This is a genomic window from Roseateles flavus (assembly GCF_039872765.1).
Classification (GTDB): Bacteria; Pseudomonadota; Gammaproteobacteria; order Burkholderiales; family Burkholderiaceae_C; genus Roseateles_B; species Roseateles_B flavus.
Window position 1 is genome coordinate 68,466 of the sequence record NZ_JBDPZC010000014.1, and the last position, 19,896, is coordinate 88,361.

Genomic DNA, 19,896 nt, shown 5'->3' on the forward strand with positions numbered 1-19,896 from the left:
AGGGGATGTCAGCGGCGCTCGTCCAGCTGGAACAGGCTGACGACCTGCTCCAGGGAATCGGCCTGGCTCTTCATGGAATCAGCGGCGGCGGCCGCCTGCTCGACGAGGGCCGCGTTCTGCTGGGTGCTCTGGTCCATCTCGTGGATGGTACGCGTGACGCGCTCGATGCCCTCGGTCTGCGATTCGCTGGCCATGGAGATCTCGCCGATCACGGTGGTCATGCGCTGCACGCTGGCCACCACGCCGTCCATGGTCGAGCCCGCCTGCTGCACCAGCTGGCTGCCCTGGGCGACCTTCTCGACCGAGTCGCTGATCAGGCTCTTGATCTCCTTGGCGGCGCCGGCGCTGCGCTGGGCGAGGCTGCGCACCTCGGCGGCCACCACCGCGAAGCCGCGGCCCTGCTCGCCGGCCCGCGCGGCTTCCACCGCGGCATTCAGGGCGAGGATGTTGGTCTGGAAGGCGATGCCGTCGATGACGCTGATGATGTCCACGATCTTCTTGGACGAGGCGTCGATCGAGCCCATGGTGCTCACCACGCGCGAGACCACCTCGCCGCCCTCGTGCGCCACCTGCGAGGCCTGCTGGGCCAGCTCGTTGGCCTGGTGGGCATTGCGGGCGTTGCGGCGCACGGTCTCGGTGAGTTCGTTCATCGAGTGCTTGGTCTGCTCCAGGGCCGCGGCCTGCGTCTCGGTGCGGGCCGACAGGTCCATGTTGCCGCTGGCGATCTCGGCGGAGGCCGAGGCGATGGACTCTGTGCCGTCTCGCACCTTGCCCACGATCTGCTTGAGCCCCTCGTTCATCTCGGCCAGGGCCTCCAGCAGCTGGCTGGTCTCGTCCTGGCCGCGGACCTCGATGCTGCTGCTCAGGTTGCCCGAGGCCACCTTGCGTGCCACGGCCACCGCGCCCCGCAGCGGGCCGACGATGCCGCGCGAGACCAGCACGCTGATCAGCACGCTGGCCGCGCTGGCGCACACGGCCAGCACGGCGATCACGGTGATGCTGCGGCTGGCCAGGGCCTGGGCATCGGCGCCGGCCTCGTCCATCTGCTTGTTCTGGGACTCGACGAACTTGTCCATCAGCGCGAGGTACTTGACCTGCAGCGCGCGCACGGAGAACAGGAACTTCAGCGTGGCCTGGTCCTTGTCGCCTTCGGCCACCAGCTTCACGAAGCCGGCCTGGGCCGGCATGAACTTGCCGCGCACCTCGGTCATGGCCTTCAGCGCGGCCCGGCCCTCGTCGTCACTGACCAGCTGTTCCAGCGCCGCCATGGTCTTCTCGTGCGCCTGCAGCAGGCTCTGGACGGAGGCCAGTTCCTTCCTGACCTGCTCCTCGTTGGTCATGATCAGCGTGCTCATCATGCCGCGCGAGGCATCGCCCAGCTCGGCCTTGGCGCGGTTGGCCAGGTAGGTCTTCTGGAAACCAGCGTTGATGGCCTCGCTCACATCACGGCTGAGCGCGCGCGTGCCGGAGATCGCCATCCCGGCCATCACCAGCAGCAGGACGATCACCACCCCAAAACCCAGGGTCAGACGCTGACCGATTCGCAGTGAACTGAACTTCATCACGGCACACCTTCTCTGACGGATGAGGCCGGCGCGGGGACGCGCGCACAGCCACCCCCCGGGAATGCGGGGGTCTTTCAGTCTTCCACAAGCGCGCCTTTCCGGTGGCACCAGCGACGTGACTTTTGGCGCTGTTTTGGTGCCTGCAGCGCCCATTTGTGGCGCCTTCGTTACTTATGCGTTCCTGATGACGCCAAGGCGACAGTCCGGCCATCCCCACTGCCGGCTGCTGTGCCCATGGCCTCCCAACTGCCTTCCCCGGCCCCCGACGGCCACGCGCCTCAGGGCCTGGCCGCCCTGACCCTCGGCGCCATCGGTGTCGTCTACGGCGACATCGGCACCAGTCCGCTCTACACGGTCAAGGAAATCTTCCTGCCGGCCACCGGCGTGACGCTGGCCGCGCCCAACATCATCGGCGCGGTGTCCACCATCCTCTGGGCGCTGATGCTGGTGGTCTCGCTCAAGTACGTGCTGCTGATCCTGCGCGCGGACAACCGCGGCGAGGGCGGCGGCCTGGCGTTGACCGCTCTGGCCGCGCAGGCCGTGAAGGAGCGCCCGCAGCTGCGCGGCGTGCTGCTGCTGCTGGGCGTCTTCGGCGCCACCCTGTTCTATGGCGACAGCATCATCACGCCGGCCGTGTCCGTGATGGGCGCCATCGAGGGCCTGGAGGTGATCACACCCTCGCTGAAGCCCCTGGTCCTGCCGCTGTCGCTGCTGATCCTGGTGGGGCTGTTCGTGATCCAGCGTTTCGGCACGGCGGTGGTCGGGCGGCTCTTCGGCCCGGTGATCACCCTGTGGTTCGCGGTGCTGGCCGGTATGGGCGTCTGGCACATCGCGCAGGAGCCCGGCATCCTGGCCGCCCTGAACCCCGTGCACGCCTGGCATTTCCTCACCGAGCGCGGCTGGCACCTCTTCGCCACCGTGGGCGCCGTCGTGCTGGCACTGACCGGCGCCGAGGCGCTCTATGCGGACATGGGCCACTTCGGCGCCCGCCCCATCCGCCTGGCCTGGACCGGCCTGGTCCTGCCCTCCCTGGCGCTTAACTACATGGGCCAGGGCGCCCTGCTGCTCAAGGACCCCGGCGCCATCGAGAACCCCTTCTACCGGCTCTTTCCCGAAAGCGCGCTGCTGCCCGCCGTGGTGCTGGCGGCCCTGGCGGCGGTGATCGCCTCGCAGGCCGTGATCTCGGGCGCCTATTCCATGACCAAGCAGGCCATCCAGCTGGGCTTCCTGCCCCGCATGGAGGTGCGCAACACCTCGGCCCGCGAGGCCGGCCAGATCTACATGCCCGGCGTCAACTGGGCCCTGCTGGCGGGCGTGCTGGCGGCCGTGCTCTTCTTCGGCAGCTCCTCGGCCCTGGCCGGCGCCTACGGCATCGCCGTGACCCTGACCATGATGATCACCACGGTACTGACCTTCTTCGTGGTGCGCCACGGCTGGGGCCTGCCGGCGCCCGTGGCCTACGGGGCCACGCTGTTCTTCCTGGCCCTGGACGGCCTGCTGGTGGCCGGCTGCGCGATCAAGTTCCTGGACGGCGGCTGGTTCCCCCTGGCCATGGGCGGCCTGCTCTTCCTGGTGATGAGCACCTGGGCGCGCGGCCGCAAGCTCCTGATGCAGGGCATCCAGCGCGACGGCCTGGCCCTGCTGCCCTTCCTGCAGGGCATCGCCGCCAGCGACAGCGGCGTGCACCGCGCCAGCCGCACGGCGGTCTATGCCGTGGCCAACCCGGACACCGTGCCCCAGGCCCTGCTGCACAACCTCAAGCACAACCAGGTGCTGCACGAGCAGAACCTGATCCTGACCGTGGTCTACGCCGAGCGGCCCCATGTGCCTGAAGGCGAGCGCGTGGAGCTGGCGCCGCTGGTGCCGGGCTTCTGGCGCGTGACCCTGCATTTCGGATTCATGGATGCGCCCGACGTGCCGGCCGCCCTGGCCCTGTGCAAGCCCCTGGGCCTGGAGGTACCGTCCTTCGAGACCAGCTACTTCCTCAGCCGCGAGACCGTGGTGCCCACGCCCGGCTCCGGCATGGCCCACTGGCGCGAGCGCCTCTTCGCCACGCTGAGCCGCAATGCCGGCAGCGCCGCGGAGTACTTCCGCCTGCCGGACAACGCCGTGGTGGAGCTGGGCACGCGGGTGCAGATCTGAGCGGATGACGCTCGAGCGGACCTCAGGGAGGAGGTCGCAGACGCCGGCCCGGTGTGTCCTTCGCAGGGGCCGGGCCGGCGTGCCTGCGTGCCGACTGCCTACAATCGCGGCCCGCAGAATCTGTTGTACCCGTCCCCGCGCCCGTCATGAACATCATCGTCAAGGAAGAACTCAAGGCCTATATCGACCCGCTGACGCCCGAGGAGCATGAGGCCCTGGAGCGCAGCATCCTGGCCGAGGGCTGCCGCGACGCCCTGGTGCTGTGGGGCGATGTGCTGGTGGACGGGCACAACCGCTACGGCATCTGCCAGAAGCACGGCCTGCCCTTCCAGACGATCCAGCATCCGCACTTCAAGTCCATGGAGGACGTGCACCTGTGGATGATCGACCAGCACCTGGGCCGCCGCAGCGTCTCCGACTTCCAGCGCGGCGTGCTCGCCCTGCGCAAGAAGGAGATCCTGACGGAGCGCCGCAGCCGCAAGCTGGCCGAGAGCGCCGAGCAAATGGCCTCTCAGACGGCCTCGGGCGACGCCGGCGCGGCCGATGCCGCCGAGGCGCCCTGGGACGGCCAGGCCGAGCTGCCGCCCGTGCCCGCCCTGAACACCCGCGAGGCGGTGGCCCGGGCCGCCCGCATCAGTGCGGCCCAGGTCCAGCAGATCGAGAAGATCCAGAAGAGCGCCGCCCCCGAGCTGGTGGCCGCCGTGCGCGCCGGCACCGTCTCGCTCAACACCGCGGCCACCGTGGCCGCCCTGCCGGTGGAAGAGCAGCAGGCCGTCGTGGCCGCCGGCAAGGACGAGATCAAGCAGGCGGCCAAGCGCGTGCGCCAGTCCAAGGCCAAGCCCAAGGAGGGCGCGGCCGAGGGTGACGAGAAGCTCAACAGCGCCGGCCTGCCGCCCGTGACCGCCGAGTCCGCCACCGAAGCCCAGATCAAGGCCCTGCAGGCCCGCGTGGCGGAGCTGGAAGCCGAGAACGCCGCGCTGCGCGGCCAGCTGGCGGCGCTCCAGGGCTGAGCGGGATCCAGCGGCGGGGGCACGACCTGGCACCAGGCAAGACCTGGCCCCAGGCCCCCTGCGCTCAGATCGGCAGTTCGGTGTAGTAGCGCCCGCCGTGGAAGATCAGCGGCTGGGCCTGGGGCGTCACGCTGCAGCGCTCCACCTCGCCCACGAAGATGACGTGGTCGCCCTCTTCATACTGGCTGCGGTTGGCGCATTCGAAGACCGCCGCGCAGCCCTGCAGCACCGGCACGCCGCCCGCCCCCTCGCTCCAGGCCTGGCCGGCGAAGCGGTCGATGTCGCGGGTGGCGAAGCGCTGGGCCAGGGCCTTCTGGTCGGCCGCCAGGATGTGGATGGCGTAATGCGAACCCCGGCTGAACACCGGCATGGACCCGGCGCGGCGGGCCAGGCTCCACAGCACCAGGGGCGGGGACAGCGAGACGCTGTTGAAGGAGTTGGCCGTCAGCCCCACCAGCGCGCCGTCCCCGGAGCGGGCGGTCACGATGCACACACCGGTGGCGAACAGGCCCAGGGCGGCACGGAACTGCTGGGCATCGGCCGGGTCGGCCGCGGTGCCGGGGGCGTCGGCCGGGCTTGTCGGAAGCGCAGGTGGAATTGACATGCATCTATTGTCGCCGGCCTGCCATGCCTTCGGGGGCGCCGGGAAATGGGCGTCGTCCGGGCCCGACTTCGTCAAAGATTGCGCTGGCTCAGAGCGTTTCCGGCGTGACCCGGGTCCACTGCAGGCGTGGATACGCAGCGCCCTTCCCCCTCCAGCAGCGCCGGCACCTGGCCGGTCCTGCCGCCCCTGCCCGTCGCCTTGACGCCGGCGGGGCCGACGGGCCTGTCCGGTCCCTGCGAGCTGTGGTTGCTGGACGGCAGCCAGCTGCAGGGCTGCCTGAGCGCCTTCCACGACGGCGACCTGGCCCTGGACCTGGTGCTGCCCGGCCAGCGCCGCCCCCTGTGCGTGCCGGTGGGCCGGCTGCAGTACCTTCACCTGGACACCCTGCCAGAGACCCAGGACGGCCTGGGCGAGCTTCACGGCCCGCGCGTGGCCGTGCACGGTCCGGCCTCGGAGCCCCTGGTGGCCGAGTGCCTGGGCGAGCGGACCGTCTCCGGCGGCCACTGGCTGCTGCTGCGCACCGCGCCGGGCCGCGTCGGCCAGTGGTTCCTGCCGCGGCACCGGGCGGTGAGCCTGCGCTGCCTGGAGTCGGGCCCGCCGCCCGGCACGCCGCTCAGCTGAGCCCCGTCGAGGCCCTGCCCGGGGCCGGGATCCGTACCCCGCCCCTAGAATCCGCGCCATGCCCCTGTCTCCCGCCCCCGTGGCGCCTTCGGCAGCGCCCGGCCTGGCGGCGCGGCTGCAGAGCGTCTACCGCCTCGCCGTCGTCACCCTGCTGGGCTTTGCTTCGGGCCTGCCGCTGTCCCTGACCGGGCCCACGATGCAGGCCTGGCTGAGCGGGGAGGGCATCGACCTCGCCACCATCGGCGTGCTGAGCCTGGTGGGCCTGCCCTACACCTTCAAGTTCCTGTGGGCCCCCCTGATGGACCGCTTCGAGCTGCCCCTGCTGGGGCGGCGTCGCGGCTGGATGGTGCTGACCCAGCTGGCCCTGGCGGGCCTGATGATGGCCATGGCGGCGGTCTCGCCGTCCGCCAGCACCCACCTCTTCGCCTTGCTGGCGCTGGGCGTGGCCTTTGCCTCGGCGGCCCAGGACATCGTCATCGACGCCTACCGGACCGACGTGCTGCTGCCCGCCGAGCGCGGCCTGGGCGCCTCGCTGAATGTGGCGGGCTACCGCCTGGCCATGATCGTCTCCGGCGGCCTGACCTTCATCTGGGTGGATCCGCAGCAGGGCGGTGGCTGGACCTGGCCCCAGGTCTACCGGGCCATGGCCTGGCTCATGGTGGTGGCGGCCGTGGCCTCGGTGCTGCTGGTGCCGCGCCTGCGCCAGTCCCGGGCACCACAGAGCGTGGCCCAGCACGATGTGCAGGGCTTCCTGCTGGTGCTGGCCACGGTGGCGGCCGGCGCCACGGCGGTCAATCTGCTGCTGGCGCCCGCGCTGCGCGAGGCCCTGGCCCCGCTGTGGGCCAGCACCCGTCTGCCTGCCCCGCTGGCCGGCAAGTGGACGGACTTCCTCACCCTGCTCGTGGGCATCGCCCTGATCGGCCCGGCGGCGCTGTGGGCCGCGCGCCGGGCACGCTTCGAGACCCTGCTGAACAGCCTGGGCAACTACTTCGCCCAGCCCGGCGCCATGGCCTTCCTGGCGCTGATCGTGCTCTACAAGCTGGGTGACGCCTTCGCCCAGGCCCTGCTGACGCCCTTCTTCCTCAAGGGCATGCACTTCAGCACGGCCGAGATCGGCGTGGCCTACAAGGTGATCGGCATGTGGCTGAGCATCCTGGGCGCGCTGCTGGGCGGGGCGCTGATGCTCAAGCTGCGGCTGTGGCGCTCCCTCCTGCTCTTCGGCTGCCTGCAGACCCTCAGCGCCCTGGGCCTGTGGTGGCTGGCGCAGGCCGGACCGGGGCAGCTCGGGCGTATCGTCATGCCGGCCTTCGACTGGGGCTTCGTCAAGCTGGCCCAGGCCACACCGGTGGATGTGAGCCTGATGCTGGCCGTGGCCAATGAGAACCTCTGCGGCGGCATGGCCACCGCGGCCCTGCTGGCGCTGCTGATGAGCCTGTGCAACCAGCGCTTCACGGCCACGCAGTTCGCCCTGCTCTCGGCCTTCGCCATGGTGGGCCGGGTCTGGGTGGGACCGCTGGCCGGCGTGCTGGCGGAGTCCATCGGCTGGCCGGACTTCTTCATCGTGGCCTTTGTGCTGGGCCTGCCGGCCCTGCTGATGCTGCTGGGGCCGCTGCGCCGGGCCATCCTGGCCCTTGAAGTGGCACCGGACGACGCCACCTCAGGCACTTGAGCCCCTGCTTCCCGGCTGGCCTGAAACTTGCCGTTCGCCGCCAGGCTCCGCCGCGATGACCGGTGGTCGCATGGACAAGGCGTCGGGGCGTCGGGGCGGCGGATTCTCCACGCGGCCTGACCGTTGGCGGCGCGCTGTGTACAGTCGATGCCTGGCGTCCAGGCATGGGTCTGACCGGCCCGGTCGCGCCAAGACTTGCATGACCATGAACGAATTCATCCTCCACCACCAACTCCCCCTGGACGGCGTGCCGTCCTACGGTTTCGGCCGCTGCGACTGCGCGGGCTGTGCGCCCCGGCAGCCCGCCCGCCGGCTCTTCACCGGCCTGCTGGGCCTGGGCGCCCTGGGCGTGGCCGCCCCGGCGCTGGCTCGCGAGGGCGTGGAGGTGGGGGAGAAGAGCTGGGCCACCAAGCTGGTCTCGGCCGAGCAGGTGGAGACCGCGGCGGCCCAGCAGTACGCGCAGACCATGCGCCAGGCGGCCCAGCAGCGGGCCCTGGCGCCGGCCAACCATCCGCAGGTGATCCGCCTGCGCGCCATTGCCCAGCGCATCATTCCCTTCGCCCTGCCGTGGAACCCGCGGGCCCAGGGCTGGAAGTGGGAGATCAACCTGATCGGCAGCGCCCAGCTCAATGCCTACTGCATGCCCGGGGGCAAGATCGCCTTCTATTACGGCATCCTGGAGAAGCTGCAGCTCAGCGACGACGAGGTCGCGATGATCATGGGCCACGAGGTGGCCCACGCCTTGCGCGAACATGCCCGCGAGCGCATGGGCAAGGGGGCGGCCACGCGCCTGGGCGCCGGCCTCATCTCCGGACTGCTGGGCCTGGGCAATGTGGGCGATACCGTGGTCAATATCGGTGCCCAGCTGGCCACGCTCAAGTTCGGCCGCGAGGACGAGACCGAGGCCGACCTGGTCGGCATGGAGCTGGCCGCCCGCGCCGGCTACAACCCGGCGGCTGGCGTGAGCCTCTGGCAGAAGATGGGCCAGGCGTCCTCGGGGGCGCCGCCACAGTGGCTGTCCACCCACCCGGCAGGGACCACGCGCATCAAGGACATCGAGGCCAATCTGCCCAAGGTGCAGGGCCTGTACGAGCGCGCGCCCAGGCCCGCCGAGCGCTTCGAGCCCGCTCCGCCGCTGAAGAGCCGCAGCGCCAACTGATCGGGCCTGGCTGGCACCGGCCCCACGGGCCTGTGGCCGGGCCGCCACCGCTCCGGGGGCGGGTCACCTGCTGGCGATCAGAGGAGCACCAGCGAACCACCAGCGGGTCGTCCGCCTGCTCGAAGCCGGTCACCAACCGGTCACCAACCGATCCCCAGCCTGTCACCAGGCTGCTACCCGCCTGCTATCCGCCCGTTACCAACGGGCCGGCAGGTTGCGCACCCGTTCGTAGCGGCCGCGCTCGGCCTTGACCAGGTAGCCGCCCAGCTCCAGATCCTTGATGAGCTTGGAGATCATCTCGCGCGAGCAGCCCAGGCGCTGGGCCATGGCCTGGTGCGTGAGCCGCTGATGGGCGAGTTCAGGGTCCTCCAGCAGGTGCTTGAGGCGGCCGTAGACGTCGTTCAGCGCCAGCTGCTTGGTGGACAGGGTAGCCGCGCGGGCGCGCTGGATGATCTTGGAGATCAGCTCCAGCGCGAACTCGGGCTCGGCCCGGATGTGCTCCAGCAGGCTGGCGCGCGTCAGCAGGACGCAGCGGCAGGGCGACTCGGTGATGACGCTGGCACTGCGTGGCCCGCCGTCCAGGCTCATCTCACCCACATACTCGCCAGCCCCGTAGACCCCGTAGGTGATCTCGCGACCGCGGTGGTCGCAGCTGAAGACGCGCAGCTGCCCGGTGAGGACCAGGTAGAGGGTGTCCCCCTGGCTGCCTTCCTCGATCAGCAGGGTGCCCTTGCGGTAGCTGCGCTCCACGCCACGGGCCGCCAGGCGCTGAAGCAGCGGCGGCAGGCCGGGCCAATCGGCCGCGGGCGGGGCTGGGGAGGGGGCGGCAGCAGGGCTCATGAAACGGTGCGAAGGCGGCACGGGGTGGGTCGCGCCCGACGCGGATCATGTTAGCGCGCTCGCTTCCTGGTGGCCGCTGTCATTGAATGCAAGGCCCCTGGGCTGGCAGGACCGCCGGCGAGCGGTCTGCCAGCCCCAGGCGTGGGGGGAGGCGACAAGGTCGGGCGGCGCCCTGCTCAGGCCAGCTCCATGCGCAGCGCCGACATCAGCGGCGGCAGCACCGCCAGCTGGCGCAGGAGTTCACCGATGCTCTGGGCCCCGGACTTGGCGCGGATGCTCTGGATCTGGGTGCGTACGGTGGAGATGGCCACACCCTGCTCCTCTGCCACCTTGTTCGGGCGGGCGCCCTCGCTGAGCAGCTTGAGGACCTCGGTTTCAGTCGGCGTCAGGCCGTAGCGCAGGGCGAACCACTGGGCGGCCAGGTCCGCACAGAGCTGCAGGCGCTCCAGCACCAGCAGCACGGCGGCCTGCTCCACATTGCGGTTCAGGGGGACTACCACGACGTTCGTCCGCTCGCTGCCCTCGCCCAGGCGCAGCAGGCAGCGCCGGCCTTCGGTCTCGGCTTTGCCCAGGGCTTCGAACAGCGGCCCGTTGTCGGTGTCCAGGCGGGTGCGCAGCTGGCCGCCCTGCACCTGCAGCGGGAAGCGGGCGTCCAGCGTGCGGCGGGCGGCATGGTTGGTGTAGAGCAGCTGGCCCGAGCCGCTCACCAGGAGCACGCCGTAGTCCAGCTCCTCCAGGACCAGATTCAGCCAGTGGGTGCTGAGGGACACGGCGCGTCGCCGCTCCTGGGGCACGCTGCGGGGCAGCGGCTGGCGCAGCTCATGCAGCACCTGGTCGGCGATGCGCAAGGCGCTCACGCGCGACAGGGCGGCCGACTCCATCGACGGATTGCTAGACCACATATTCATCTCCCGGATGTGGCGGAGTCGCGACCTGCGCCCCGCACGTTGGATGGCACCGGACGGGACGCAGCCAGCGCCAGGTCCCGTGTCGGTTGCGGACACGGCGCAGACCTCGCGCCAATCGCCACGGAGCGCTCCCAGAAGCGTCACTTCATGCCGGCCCTGCGGGGCCCAGGCAGCTGGGGCGGGCCGGTGCTTCCTCGAGAGATGACAGGCCCCGTAGCGAAGGCCATAGCCTAGGAGTGCGCTGGAGACCTCGGCGGTGAATCTTCTGAAACGGAAATGTGAGGAATTCACCTCTGGCGGCGGGCCGGGCGCGGCTGTCCGGGGCGGTGTCCGCGCTACCGCGGTCTGTCCGGGCTGGCGTCCGCAGTGTCCGCGGACACTCCGCCGCCCCGGTGAGGCCCATGCAAGTTATTGATTCGACTCAATTTTCTCGGCAAGCCTGGCATGGCACGGGGCTTGCAAGTAGAGGGCATCGCAGCCGCTTCTTTGTCCGCCATGATCCGAGATACTTCTGCCCAGGACCGCCCCATCACCCGCACCGGCGTGCCCCCGCGCCGCTGGCTGCAGGCGGGCCTGGTCTTGTTCGCTGTCGCAGGTTTGGGCCTGGGCGCACCCCGCCTGCTGCAGGGCCTGGGAGGCGCCGCCTCGGTGAGCCTGGCCCGGCTGACGCTGTCCGAGGTGAAGATCGGCCCCCTGACCCGCGACGTGGCGGGCGAGGGCAAGGTGGTGGCTGCCGTCAGCCCCACGCTGTATGCCGGCAATGCGGGCACGGTCAGCGTCAAGGTGCAGGCGGGGGACCAGGTCCGCAAGGGTCAGGTCTTGCTGGAGCTGCAGAGCCCCGAGCTGATGGCCCGTCTCGGCCAGGAACGTTCCAACGCCGACGCCCTGCGCAGCGAGCTGCTGCGCGCCGAAGCGGACGCCCGCCAGCAGCGCGCCCAGGCCCAAAGCAATCTGGAGACCGCGCAGCTGGCCCGCCGCACCGCGCAGAACGACCTCGCCCGCCAGGAGCAGGCCTTCAAGGCCGGCGCCACGGCCAGCATGCAGGTCGACCAGGCCCGGGACGCCCTGGCCAAGGCCGAGATCGCGCTGAAGCAGGCCCGCGAGCTGCTGGACCTCAAGGACGACGCCACCCGGTTCGAGCTGCAGGCCAAGCGCCAGGCGCATGAGCGCCAGCAGCTGGTGGTGGCCGACCTCAGCCGCCAGGAAGAGGAGCTGAAGGTCCGCTCGCCCGTGGACGGCCAGGTCGGTCAGCTCTTCGTGACCGACCGCATGAGCGTGGCCCGGGACGCCAGGCTGCTGAGCGTGGTCGACCTCTCCGCGCTGGAGGTGCAGATGCAGGTGGCCGAGAGCTTCGCCCGCGAGCTGCAGCCCGGCATGCCCGGCGAGATCCGCGGTCCCAGCCAGAGCTGGAAGGGCGTGCTGAGCTCGGTCTCGCCCGAGGTGGTCAACAACGAGGTCGCCGCCCGCCTGCGCTTCGAGGGCGCCCAGCCCGAACAGCTGCGCCAGAACCAGCGCCTCTCGGTGCGCGTGCTGCTGGACCGCCGCGAGCAGGTGCTGCAGGTGGCCCGCGGGGCCTTCGTCGACGAGGGCGGCGGCCGCTTCTGCTACGTGGTGCAGGGCACGGAGGCGGTGCGCCGCCCCATCCGTCTCGGCGCGCAGAGCCTCAGCCAGGTCGAGGTCCTGGACGGCCTCAAGCCCGGCGAGCGCGTGGTCACCAATGGCGCCGAGGCCTTCAAGGGCGCCGAGCGCGTCTCGCTCAGTCAATAAGCAAGCCGGATCCCAGGGACAAGAAAGGACATTCCCATGCTGAAGATGCAATCACTCTCCAAGGTCTACCGCACCGAGATGGTCGAGACCTTCGCCCTGCGTCAGTTCAACCTGGAGGTGAAGCAGGGCGAGTTCGTCGCCGTGACCGGCCCCTCGGGCTCGGGCAAGACCACCTTCCTGACCATCGCCGGCCTGCTGGAGTCCTTCACCAGCGGCAGCTACGTGCTGGACGGCCAGGATGTCAGCGGCATGGACGACGACCAGCGCTCGCGCCTGCGCAACCAGAAGATCGGCTTCATCTTCCAGGCCTTCAACCTGATCCCCGATCTCAACGTGCTGGACAACATCGAGGTCCCGCTGCGCTACCGCGGCATGGGCCGTGAGGAACGCCAGCGCCGCGCCCGCGAGGCCCTGGCCCGCGTGGGCCTGGCCGCGCGCGAGAAGCACTACCCGGCTGAGCTGTCCGGTGGCCAGCAGCAGCGCGTGGCCATCGCCCGTGCCCTGGCCGGCGAGCCCAAGCTGCTGCTGGCCGACGAGCCCACCGGCAACCTCGATAGCGCCATGGCCCGCAGCGTGATGGACCTGCTGGAGGAGCTACACCGAGACGGCGCCACCATCGTCATGGTCACCCACGACATGCAGCTTGCCGCCCGCGCCCAGCGCAATGTGCACGTGATGGACGGCCAGGTGGTGGACATCGCCGCCGAGCTGCGCCTGGGTGAGTTGCTGCATCCGCAGGGTCAGGTCTTGCCTGCTGCAGTCTGAGGGCGGCCATGCAGCGAGCTTTCCATTCCCTCTGGCGCCGACCCGCCCTGGGCCTGGCCTTGCTGGCCCTGCTCGGCTCGGCCCGCGCCGATGACCTGCTGAGCATCTACGCCCAGGCCCGCGCCGCCGACCCGGTGCTGGCCCAGGCCCGCGCCCAGCGCGGCGTGCAGGCCGAGCTGCTGGTGCAGAGCCGCGCGCCCCTGCTGCCGCAGTGGTCCCTCAGCGCCGACGAGGAGCGCAGCGAGGGCCAGCGCAGCCACAGCAGCGCCAGCCACCTCAGCCAGGTGCTGGTGGACCTGAGCCAGCTGCGCAGCCTGGACGCCGCCGAGGCCCGGCTGGACGCCGAGGACGCCCGCCTGCGCGCCGCCGAGCAGCAGCTCTGCGCCCGCGTGGCCCAGGCCTACTTCCAGGTGCTGTCCGCGCAGTCGGCCCTGGAGACGGCCGAGGCCAACGAGTCTGCCTTCGCCCAGCAGGTGTCCCAGGCGCAGACGCGCTACGAGGCGGGGCTCTCCGCCCTGGTCGATGTCGAGCAGGCGCGGGCCTACCACGGCCTCTCGCGCGGCCAGACCCAGCAGTCCCGCCAGCAGCTGGCCGATGCGCGCCAGGCCCTGGCCGAGATCACCGGCCAGCTGCCCGGCGCCCTGCAGGCCCTGAGCGCCGCGCTGCCCACGCCGCCCCTGCAGCCCGAGGACGCCGAGGCCTGGGTGGCTCGCGCGATGAGCCAGCAGCCCCTGCTGCAGGCCGCCCAGCGCGGCCTGACGGCCAGCGAGCGCCGTATCGACGCGGCCCGTGCCGCACACCTGCCCACGCTGAGCCTGGGCCTGGACAGCCAGCGCCGCAGCGGCTTCGGCATTCCTGCAGCGGATGCCGGCCGCCTGGTCAGCACCGTGGGCGTGCGACTGAGCATCCCGCTCTTCGCGGGCGGCGCCACCCAGTCCCAGCAGCGCCAGGCCGTGCATGAGCGGGACCTGCAGCGCGAGCAGCTGGAGGCCACGCGCCGCGCCCTGGTGCGCGAGACCCAGGCTCAGGTGCTGGCCGTCAAGCTGGGCATCGAGCAGGTGGCCAGCAGCGCCGCCGCCGTGCAGGCCGCCGAACGCGCCCTGGCCGCCACCCGCGCCGGCCAGTCGCTGGGCACCCGCTCCATGACCGACCTGCTGCTGGCCATCCAGACCCACGCCCAGGCCCGCAACGCCCACGCCCAGGCCCGCCACGCCTACGTGCTGGCGACGCTGCAGCTGCAGGCCGCCGTCGGCCAGCTGGGCGAGCCCGAGCTCGCCCGCGTGAATCAACTTCTGCAAGGAGCAAGCTGATGTTTGCCTACTACATCGAACTGGCCCTGCGCAGCTTCCGGCGCAGCCGCGGCCTGACCGCGCTGATGCTGCTGACCATCGCCATCGGCGTGGCGGCCTGCATGACCACGCTGACCATCTTCCATGTGCTCTCGCGCGACCCCATCCCGCACAAGAGCGACCGGCTCTTCAACGTGCAGCTCGACGCAGGGCGTGTGCGCGACGGCTTCGTGCCCGGCGGCGAGCCCATCTACCAGCTGACCCGCTTCGACGCCGAAGCCCTGCTGCGCGAAGGCCGCGGCAAGCGCCAGGTGATGATGAGCGGCGGCGGCGTGGCGGTGACGCCGCCGGACGGCAAGGAGCGCCCCTTTCTGGCCACCGGCCGCTGGGCCAGCAGCGACTTCTTCGCGATGTTCGAGGCTCCGTTCCAGTACGGCGGCGGCTGGAGCCGCGAGGACGATGCCGGCGAGGCCCGCGTGGTGGTGCTCTCGCGCAAGCTCAACGACCGCCTCTTCGGCGGCGCCGACAGCCGCGGCAAGACGCTGCGCATGCGCGACAAGGAGCTGCGCATCATCGGTGTGCTGGACCACTGGCGCCCCGTGCCGCACTACTTCGACATCAGCCTGGGCGCCTATGCCGAGACGGCCGAGCTCTACGCGCCGCTGTCCACCGCCATCGCGCTGAAGTTCGGCAGCTCGGGCAACGTGAACTGCTGGGGCAACGTCAACGGCGACATGCGCGCGCCGCAGGCACCCTGCGCCTGGCTGCAGTACTGGGTGGAGCTGGCCCAGCCGGGCGATGCGCCCGCCTACAAGGCCTACCTGGAGCAGTACTCCGACCAGCAGCGCCAGGCCGGCCGCTACGAGCGCCCGACCAATGTGCGCCTGCGCTCAGTGATGGACTGGCTGCAGTCCCAGCAGGTGGTGCCGCATGACGTGGGCCTGCAGCTGTGGCTGTCCTTCGGCTTCCTGGTGGTCTGCCTGGTCAACACCGTGGGTCTGCAGCTGGCTAAGGCGCTGCGGCGCTCCGGCGAAATCGGTGTGCGCCGCGCCCTGGGCGCACCGCGGCGCCAGATCTTCCTGCAGTTCCTGATCGAGGCCGGCAGCCTGGGCCTGGCCGGCGGCGTGCTGGGCCTGCTGCTCACCGGGCTGGGCATCTGGGCCGTGCGCCACGGCAGCAGCGACTACGCCGCCACCGTGAACCTGGACCTGACCATGCTCATCACCACCCTGGGCGTGGCCCTCACGGCCAGCCTGCTGGCGGGCCTGCTGCCGGCCTGGCGTGCCTGCCAGGTGCAGCCCGCCCTGCAACTCAAGACGCAATGAGGAGCCTCTCATGGAACTGATGCCCATCCTGGCGACCCTGAAGCGCCACAAGACCGCCGCCGGCCTCATCGTGCTGCAGGTAGCCCTGACCTGCACCATCGTCTGCAACGCCCTGTTCCTGATCAGCCAGCGCCTGGAGCGCATCCAGGAGCCCAGCGGCATGGCGGACGAGGAGCTCATCACGCTGCGCGTGTCCGGCGTGACGCCCAACGAGAACCCCCAGGCCCAGACCGAGGTGGACCTGGCCGCGCTGCGCCAGCTGCCCGGCGTCAAGGGCGTCACGCTGATGAACCAGGTGCCCTATGGCCCGCAGTTCACCGTCAGCGGGCTGCGCCACAGCGCCGACGAGAAGGCGCAGGGCACCGGCGTGCCAGAGTACCGCCTGGGCGAAGGGGGCCTGGCCCTGCTGGGCCTGCACCTGGTCGAGGGCCGGGATTTCACGCCGGAGGAGTTCCGCGATGGCAAGGCCTACGACGAGGAGGACGGCGTCAACATCCCCGCCATCATCGTCAGCCGCGTCACGGCCCGGCGCCTCTTCCCCGAGGGCTCGGCCCTGGGCCAGAAGGTCTGGGGCGTGGGCTCCGGGGCCAGCACCATCGTCGGCGTGGTGGATCGCATGATCTCGCCCCATCCCGGCGGCGGCGACGAGGGCGCCCTGGCCATGATCCTGCCGCTCAGGCAGAGCTTCCAGCGGGCCGAGTTTGTGCTGCGCGTCGATGCTGCCCAGCGGGACGCCATGCTGAAGGCTGCGGGCGAGACGCTGGATCGCGTGGGCCCGGCCCGCATCCTGCGCGGCAGCAGCACCTGGGCCGAGGCGCGTGCCCGCTACTACGCGCAGGACCGCAGCATGATCGGCCTGCTGATCGGCGTCTGCGTGGCCCTGATGGTGGTGACGGCCTTCGGCATCGTCGGCCTGGCCAGCTTCTGGGTGCAGCAGCGCACCCGCATGATCGGCACCCGGCGCGCCCTGGGCGCGACGCGCGGGCAGATCCTGCGCTACTTCCAGACCGAGAACTTCCTGCTGAGCACCCTGGGCATCGGGCTGGGCGTGCTGGGAGCGGCCGGGTTGAGCAGCGTGCTGGTGCACCAGTACGAGCTGCCGGGCCTGCCCTGGCACTACCTGCCGGCCGGCGCCGTGGCGCTGTGGATGCTGGGCCAGCTGGCCGTGCTGGGGCCGGCACAACGCGCCGCGGCCCTGCCGCCGGTGGCCGCGCTGCGCAGCTGAATGCCCTCTTGATGCCCGGCGCCACCCCGGGATGATCCGGCCCCGCGTGCCCCCGCCGCGGGGCCGTCTGCTTGCTATCCTCGCCCCCACATGCGAACCGTCCTGATCATCGATGACAACCCCGGCGTGCGCGAGGCCCTGGCCCTGCTGCTGTCCCTGCACGACATCCGCGCCCTGTGCGCCGCCGACCCTGACGAGGGCCTGGCCCTGCTGGAGCGCGAGGCCGCCGACCTGGTCATCCAGGACATGAACTTCAGCGCCGACACCACCTCCGGCGAGGAGGGCCGCGTGCTGTTCCAGCGCCTGCGCCAGCGCCACCCCGACCTGCCCGTCATCCTGCTGACGGCCTGGACCCAGCTGGAGCAGGCCGTGGCCCTGGTCAAGGCCGGCGCGGCCGACTACCTCGCCAAGCCCTGGGACGACCTCAAGCTGCTCGCCACGGTGGAGAACCTGCTGGAGCTGGCCGAGTCCAACGAGGCCTTGAGCCAGACCCGCCGCCAGCGGCGCCAGCGCGTGGAGGCGCTGCGCCAGCGTTATGCGCTGGGCGACATCGTCTTCGCCTCCGACGCCATGATCAGCACCCTGGAGATGGCCTGCCAGGTGGCCCGTGCGCCGCTGCCGGTGCTGGTCACCGGCCCCAACGGCAGCGGCAAGGAGCGCATCGCCCGCCTGCTGCACGCCAACTCCGCCGTCGCCCAGGGCCCGCTGGTGGCCCTCAACTGCGGAGCCCTGCCGGCGGACCTGATCGAGGCCGAGCTCTTCGGTGCCGAGAGCGGCGCCTTCACCGGCGCCGGCAAGGCGCGTGAGGGCCGCTTCGAGGCGGCCGATGGCGGCACGCTGTTCCTGGACGAGATCGGCAACCTGCCCCTGGCCGGCCAGATGAAGCTGCTGCGCGTGCTGGAGACCGGCCAGTTCGAGCGCCTCGGATCCACGCGCACCCGCACGACCCGTGTCCGCGTGGTCAGCGCCACCAATGCCGACCTGCCCGCCATGGTGGCGGCTGGCAGCTTCCGCGAGGACCTTTTCTACCGGCTCAACGTGATCGAGCTGCGCCTGGCCCCGCTGGCCGAGCGCCGTGATGACATCCTGCCCCTGGCCGAGCAGGCCCTCGCCGAGCACGAGCGGCAGGCCGGCCAGGCCGTGCGCCTCAGCGAGGCCGCTCGCAGCGCGCTGTTGGCCCATGCCTGGCCCGGCAATGTGCGCGAGCTGCGCAATGCCCTGGCCCGCGCGGCCCTGCTGTGCCGCGAGGGCCTGATCCAGCCGGCGGACCTGGGCCTCGCCGCCGCGGCCTCCCTCGCACCCGCGGCGCTGGCCCACCGCAACCTGGACGAGCCCAGCCGCGAGGCCGTGCTGGCGGCCCTGCAGTCCGCCCAGGGCGTGGTGGCCCGCGCGGCGCAGCAGCTGGGCCTCTCGCGCCAGGCCCTGTACCGGCGCATGGACCGCTACGGCCTGCCGCGCGAGGGCGGTCTCTGAGTACCATGGGCGCCACCGGCCAGGACCTGCCGCCCGAGGGGGACCGCAAGGCGGCGCCCGATGCGGCGGCGGCCCCATCGGCTCCGCCTCCGGCCCATGCCAGGCCGCTGCAATACCTCGGCCTGCGCCTGCTGCTGAGCCTGCTGCTGATCGCCCTGCTGGCCCTGGGGCTGCAGGCGGCCTTCAGCCTGGGGCCGCTGCCGCCCCTGCTGCGCGAGCTGGGCTGGGGGGGCCTGACCCTGCGCACCAGCGTGTGGCTGCCCCTGCCTATCCTCGGCCTGCTGCTGCCGGTGGCCGGCCTGCTGGTGGCCTGGTGCCTGGCGCCCTTGCGCCGTGTGTTGCGGGCCGTGGAGGGCGCCGTGCTGAGCTACCGTGACGGCGACTTCAGCACCGCGCTGGCCGTCGACGGGCAGGGCGAGTTGCGGGCCCTGCTGAGCGCCCACCGCGAGCTGGCCACCACCCTGCGCGGCCAACGCCAGCACCTCGCCCAGCGCGAGCTGCTGCTGGACACCGTAGTGCAGAACACCCCCGTGGCCCTGCTGCTGATCGACGCCCAGGGCCAGGTCGCCTATGCCAATATCGCCGCCCGTCAGCTGCTGGCCCAGGGCCGGCGGCTCTCGGGGCAGGCCTGGGAGACCGTGCTGTCGCCCCTGCCCGAGGCCCTGGCCGAGGCCCTGCGCCAGGGCGAAGACCAGCTGCTCACTCTGCCGGAGGCCCTGGATGGCACCGCCGAGCCCGAGAGCTTCCACCTCTCCCAGCGCGCCCTGAACCTGCTGGGCCAGGCCCACCGTCTGGTGCTGCTGCGCCGCATCACGCGCGAGCTGTCACGCCAGGAGGTGGCCAGCTGGAAGCGCGTGATCCGCGTGATCAGCCACGAGCTGAACAACTCGCTCGCCCCCATCTCCTCCCTGGCCCACAGCGGGGCCGAGCTGGCCCGCCGCGGCCAGACCGAGCGCCTGCCCCAGGTCTTCCAGAGCATCGGCGAGCGGGCCCGGCATCTGCACGAATTCCTGGCCAGCTATGCCAGCGTGGCCAAGCTGCCCCTGCCGCGCCTGGCGCCCGTGCCCTGGGCCGACTTCGTGGCTCAGCTGATGAGCCAGCAGCCCTTTGTGCTGGACGGCGCGCTGCCGGCCGGCACGGCCAGCTTCGATCGCGTGCAGGTGGAGCAGGCCCTGATCAACCTGCTGAAGAACGCCCATGAGGCCGGGCAGGGGGCAGGGCCCGCCCCCGAGACGGCGTCGCCAGCCAGCGCCGGCGGCGACGCCGCACTCGAGGTGCGCCTCGCCGTGCAGCGCCAGGGCAGCGAATGGTGCGTGACGGTCAGCGACCGCGGCCCCGGCATGAGCGAGGCCGTGCTGGCCCAGGCCCTGCTGCCCTTCTACTCGACCAAGCGCAGCGGCACCGGCCTGGGCCTTGCCCTGGCCCGCGAGATCGCGGAAGCCCATGGAGGCCGCATCCTGCTGGCCAACCGCGAGGGCGGCGGCCTGCGGGTCAGCCTGCTGCTGCCGGTGCGCTGAGGACGCAGACGCTGGCG

16 protein-coding genes are annotated in these 19,896 nt (G+C 71.4%); 12 read left to right on the top strand and 4 right to left on the bottom strand.

Annotation, left to right across the window (positions count from 1 at the left end; genetic code table 11):
* Nucleotides 1–8 precede the first annotated feature (8 nt).
* Complete coding sequence (locus ABDJ40_RS22130) at nucleotides 9–1,562, bottom strand: methyl-accepting chemotaxis protein (RefSeq protein WP_347612954.1); 1,554 nt, start codon at nucleotides 1,560–1,562, stop codon at nucleotides 9–11.
* A gap of 237 nt (nucleotides 1,563–1,799) precedes the next feature.
* Here ABDJ40_RS22130 and ABDJ40_RS22135 point away from each other — a divergent pair, with 237 nt between their 5' ends.
* Together ABDJ40_RS22135 and ABDJ40_RS22140 are read left to right on the top strand one after the other, a co-directional pair.
* Nucleotides 1,800–3,707, top strand: coding sequence for a potassium transporter Kup (locus ABDJ40_RS22135; protein ID WP_347612956.1), 1,908 nt, complete (start codon nucleotides 1,800–1,802; stop codon nucleotides 3,705–3,707).
* A gap of 146 nt (nucleotides 3,708–3,853) precedes the next feature.
* Nucleotides 3,854–4,717 (top strand): ParB N-terminal domain-containing protein, encoded by an 864-nt coding sequence (locus ABDJ40_RS22140; protein ID WP_347612958.1) that lies wholly within the window; start codon nucleotides 3,854–3,856, stop codon nucleotides 4,715–4,717.
* A 64-nt stretch (nucleotides 4,718–4,781) separates the two neighbouring features.
* Here the strand turns inward: ABDJ40_RS22140 and ABDJ40_RS22145 are convergent, their stop codons facing one another.
* Complete coding sequence (locus tag ABDJ40_RS22145; RefSeq protein ID WP_347612961.1) at nucleotides 4,782–5,321, bottom strand: flavin reductase family protein; 540 nt, start codon at nucleotides 5,319–5,321, stop codon at nucleotides 4,782–4,784.
* A 126-nt stretch (nucleotides 5,322–5,447) separates the two neighbouring features.
* On the opposite strand from ABDJ40_RS22145, the gene ABDJ40_RS22150 reads away from it, so the two are divergent.
* The 3 genes from ABDJ40_RS22150 to ABDJ40_RS22160 all read left to right on the top strand — a co-directional run bounded on the left by ABDJ40_RS22150 (nucleotide 5,448) and on the right by ABDJ40_RS22160 (nucleotide 8,770).
* Nucleotides 5,448–5,942 (top strand): hypothetical protein, encoded by a 495-nt coding sequence (locus ABDJ40_RS22150; RefSeq protein WP_347612963.1) that lies wholly within the window; start codon nucleotides 5,448–5,450, stop codon nucleotides 5,940–5,942.
* Nucleotides 5,943–6,000: 58 nt separating this feature from the next.
* The gene (locus ABDJ40_RS22155; protein ID WP_347612965.1) at nucleotides 6,001–7,611 is read left to right on the top strand and encodes an AmpG family muropeptide MFS transporter; all 1,611 of its coding nucleotides are present in this window, start codon (nucleotides 6,001–6,003) and stop codon (nucleotides 7,609–7,611) included.
* Nucleotides 7,612–7,816: 205 nt separating this feature from the next.
* Nucleotides 7,817–8,770 carry a M48 family metallopeptidase gene (locus tag ABDJ40_RS22160; RefSeq protein WP_430765671.1) on the top strand — a complete coding sequence of 318 codons (954 nt, stop codon included), beginning with the start codon at nucleotides 7,817–7,819 and terminating at the stop codon, nucleotides 8,768–8,770.
* A 195-nt stretch (nucleotides 8,771–8,965) separates the two neighbouring features.
* On the opposite strand, the gene ABDJ40_RS22165 is transcribed toward ABDJ40_RS22160, so the two are convergent.
* Together ABDJ40_RS22165 and ABDJ40_RS22170 are read right to left on the bottom strand one after the other, a co-directional pair.
* Nucleotides 8,966–9,610, bottom strand: coding sequence for a Crp/Fnr family transcriptional regulator (locus ABDJ40_RS22165; protein WP_347612969.1), 645 nt, complete (start codon nucleotides 9,608–9,610; stop codon nucleotides 8,966–8,968).
* A gap of 176 nt (nucleotides 9,611–9,786) precedes the next feature.
* Nucleotides 9,787–10,512: a helix-turn-helix transcriptional regulator gene (locus ABDJ40_RS22170; protein WP_347612970.1), complete on the bottom strand. Its 726-nt coding sequence runs from the start codon at nucleotides 10,510–10,512 to the stop codon at nucleotides 9,787–9,789.
* A 501-nt stretch (nucleotides 10,513–11,013) separates the two neighbouring features.
* Here ABDJ40_RS22170 and ABDJ40_RS22175 point away from each other — a divergent pair.
* The 7 genes from ABDJ40_RS22175 (at nucleotide 11,014) to ABDJ40_RS22205 (ending at nucleotide 19,879) form a co-directional block, all read left to right on the top strand.
* Entirely contained in the window at nucleotides 11,014–12,285 is a 1,272-nt protein-coding gene (locus tag ABDJ40_RS22175) for an efflux RND transporter periplasmic adaptor subunit (protein WP_347612972.1), read from the top strand.
* A gap of 36 nt (nucleotides 12,286–12,321) precedes the next feature.
* Entirely contained in the window at nucleotides 12,322–13,050 is a 729-nt protein-coding gene (locus ABDJ40_RS22180; protein ID WP_269630756.1) for an ABC transporter ATP-binding protein, read from the top strand.
* 8 nt (nucleotides 13,051–13,058) lie between these two features.
* Nucleotides 13,059–14,360 carry a TolC family outer membrane protein gene (locus ABDJ40_RS22185; RefSeq protein WP_347612974.1) on the top strand — a complete coding sequence of 434 codons (1,302 nt, stop codon included), beginning with the start codon at nucleotides 13,059–13,061 and terminating at the stop codon, nucleotides 14,358–14,360.
* Nucleotides 14,360–15,664: an ABC transporter permease gene (locus ABDJ40_RS22190; protein ID WP_347612976.1), complete on the top strand. Its 1,305-nt coding sequence runs from the start codon at nucleotides 14,360–14,362 to the stop codon at nucleotides 15,662–15,664. The genes ABDJ40_RS22185 and ABDJ40_RS22190 overlap by 1 nt, the downstream gene beginning before the upstream one ends.
* A 10-nt stretch (nucleotides 15,665–15,674) precedes the next feature.
* Nucleotides 15,675–16,889 carry an ABC transporter permease gene (locus ABDJ40_RS22195; protein WP_347612977.1) on the top strand — a complete coding sequence of 405 codons (1,215 nt, stop codon included), beginning with the start codon at nucleotides 15,675–15,677 and terminating at the stop codon, nucleotides 16,887–16,889.
* Between the two features lie 90 nt (nucleotides 16,890–16,979).
* Nucleotides 16,980–18,362 carry a sigma-54-dependent transcriptional regulator gene (locus ABDJ40_RS22200; RefSeq protein ID WP_269630760.1) on the top strand — a complete coding sequence of 461 codons (1,383 nt, stop codon included), beginning with the start codon at nucleotides 16,980–16,982 and terminating at the stop codon, nucleotides 18,360–18,362.
* A 5-nt stretch (nucleotides 18,363–18,367) separates the two neighbouring features.
* The gene (locus ABDJ40_RS22205) at nucleotides 18,368–19,879 is read left to right on the top strand and encodes a sensor histidine kinase (RefSeq protein ID WP_347612979.1); all 1,512 of its coding nucleotides are present in this window, start codon (nucleotides 18,368–18,370) and stop codon (nucleotides 19,877–19,879) included.
* Nucleotides 19,880–19,896: the final 17 nt, after the last annotated feature.

Coding starts and splice junctions, on each gene's coding strand:
- ABDJ40_RS22145 (WP_347612961.1), bottom strand. CDS start 5,321: ATGTCAATTCCACCTGCGCTTCCGACAAGCCCGGCCGACGCCCCCGGC.
- ABDJ40_RS22165 (WP_347612969.1), bottom strand. CDS start 9,610: ATGAGCCCTGCTGCCGCCCCCTCCCCAGCCCCGCCCGCGGCCGATTGG.
- ABDJ40_RS22155 (WP_347612965.1), top strand. CDS start 6,001: ATGCCCCTGTCTCCCGCCCCCGTGGCGCCTTCGGCAGCGCCCGGCCTG.
- ABDJ40_RS22200 (WP_269630760.1), top strand. CDS start 16,980: ATGCGAACCGTCCTGATCATCGATGACAACCCCGGCGTGCGCGAGGCC.
- ABDJ40_RS22135 (WP_347612956.1), top strand. CDS start 1,800: ATGGCCTCCCAACTGCCTTCCCCGGCCCCCGACGGCCACGCGCCTCAG.
- ABDJ40_RS22170 (WP_347612970.1), bottom strand. CDS start 10,512: ATGTGGTCTAGCAATCCGTCGATGGAGTCGGCCGCCCTGTCGCGCGTG.
- ABDJ40_RS22140 (WP_347612958.1), top strand. CDS start 3,854: ATGAACATCATCGTCAAGGAAGAACTCAAGGCCTATATCGACCCGCTG.
- ABDJ40_RS22205 (WP_347612979.1), top strand. CDS start 18,368: ATGGGCGCCACCGGCCAGGACCTGCCGCCCGAGGGGGACCGCAAGGCG.
- ABDJ40_RS22130 (WP_347612954.1), bottom strand. CDS start 1,562: ATGAAGTTCAGTTCACTGCGAATCGGTCAGCGTCTGACCCTGGGTTTT.
- ABDJ40_RS22160 (WP_430765671.1), top strand. CDS start 7,817: ATGAACGAATTCATCCTCCACCACCAACTCCCCCTGGACGGCGTGCCG.
- ABDJ40_RS22190 (WP_347612976.1), top strand. CDS start 14,360: ATGTTTGCCTACTACATCGAACTGGCCCTGCGCAGCTTCCGGCGCAGC.
- ABDJ40_RS22195 (WP_347612977.1), top strand. CDS start 15,675: ATGGAACTGATGCCCATCCTGGCGACCCTGAAGCGCCACAAGACCGCC.
- ABDJ40_RS22185 (WP_347612974.1), top strand. CDS start 13,059: ATGCAGCGAGCTTTCCATTCCCTCTGGCGCCGACCCGCCCTGGGCCTG.
- ABDJ40_RS22175 (WP_347612972.1), top strand. CDS start 11,014: ATGATCCGAGATACTTCTGCCCAGGACCGCCCCATCACCCGCACCGGC.
- ABDJ40_RS22180 (WP_269630756.1), top strand. CDS start 12,322: ATGCTGAAGATGCAATCACTCTCCAAGGTCTACCGCACCGAGATGGTC.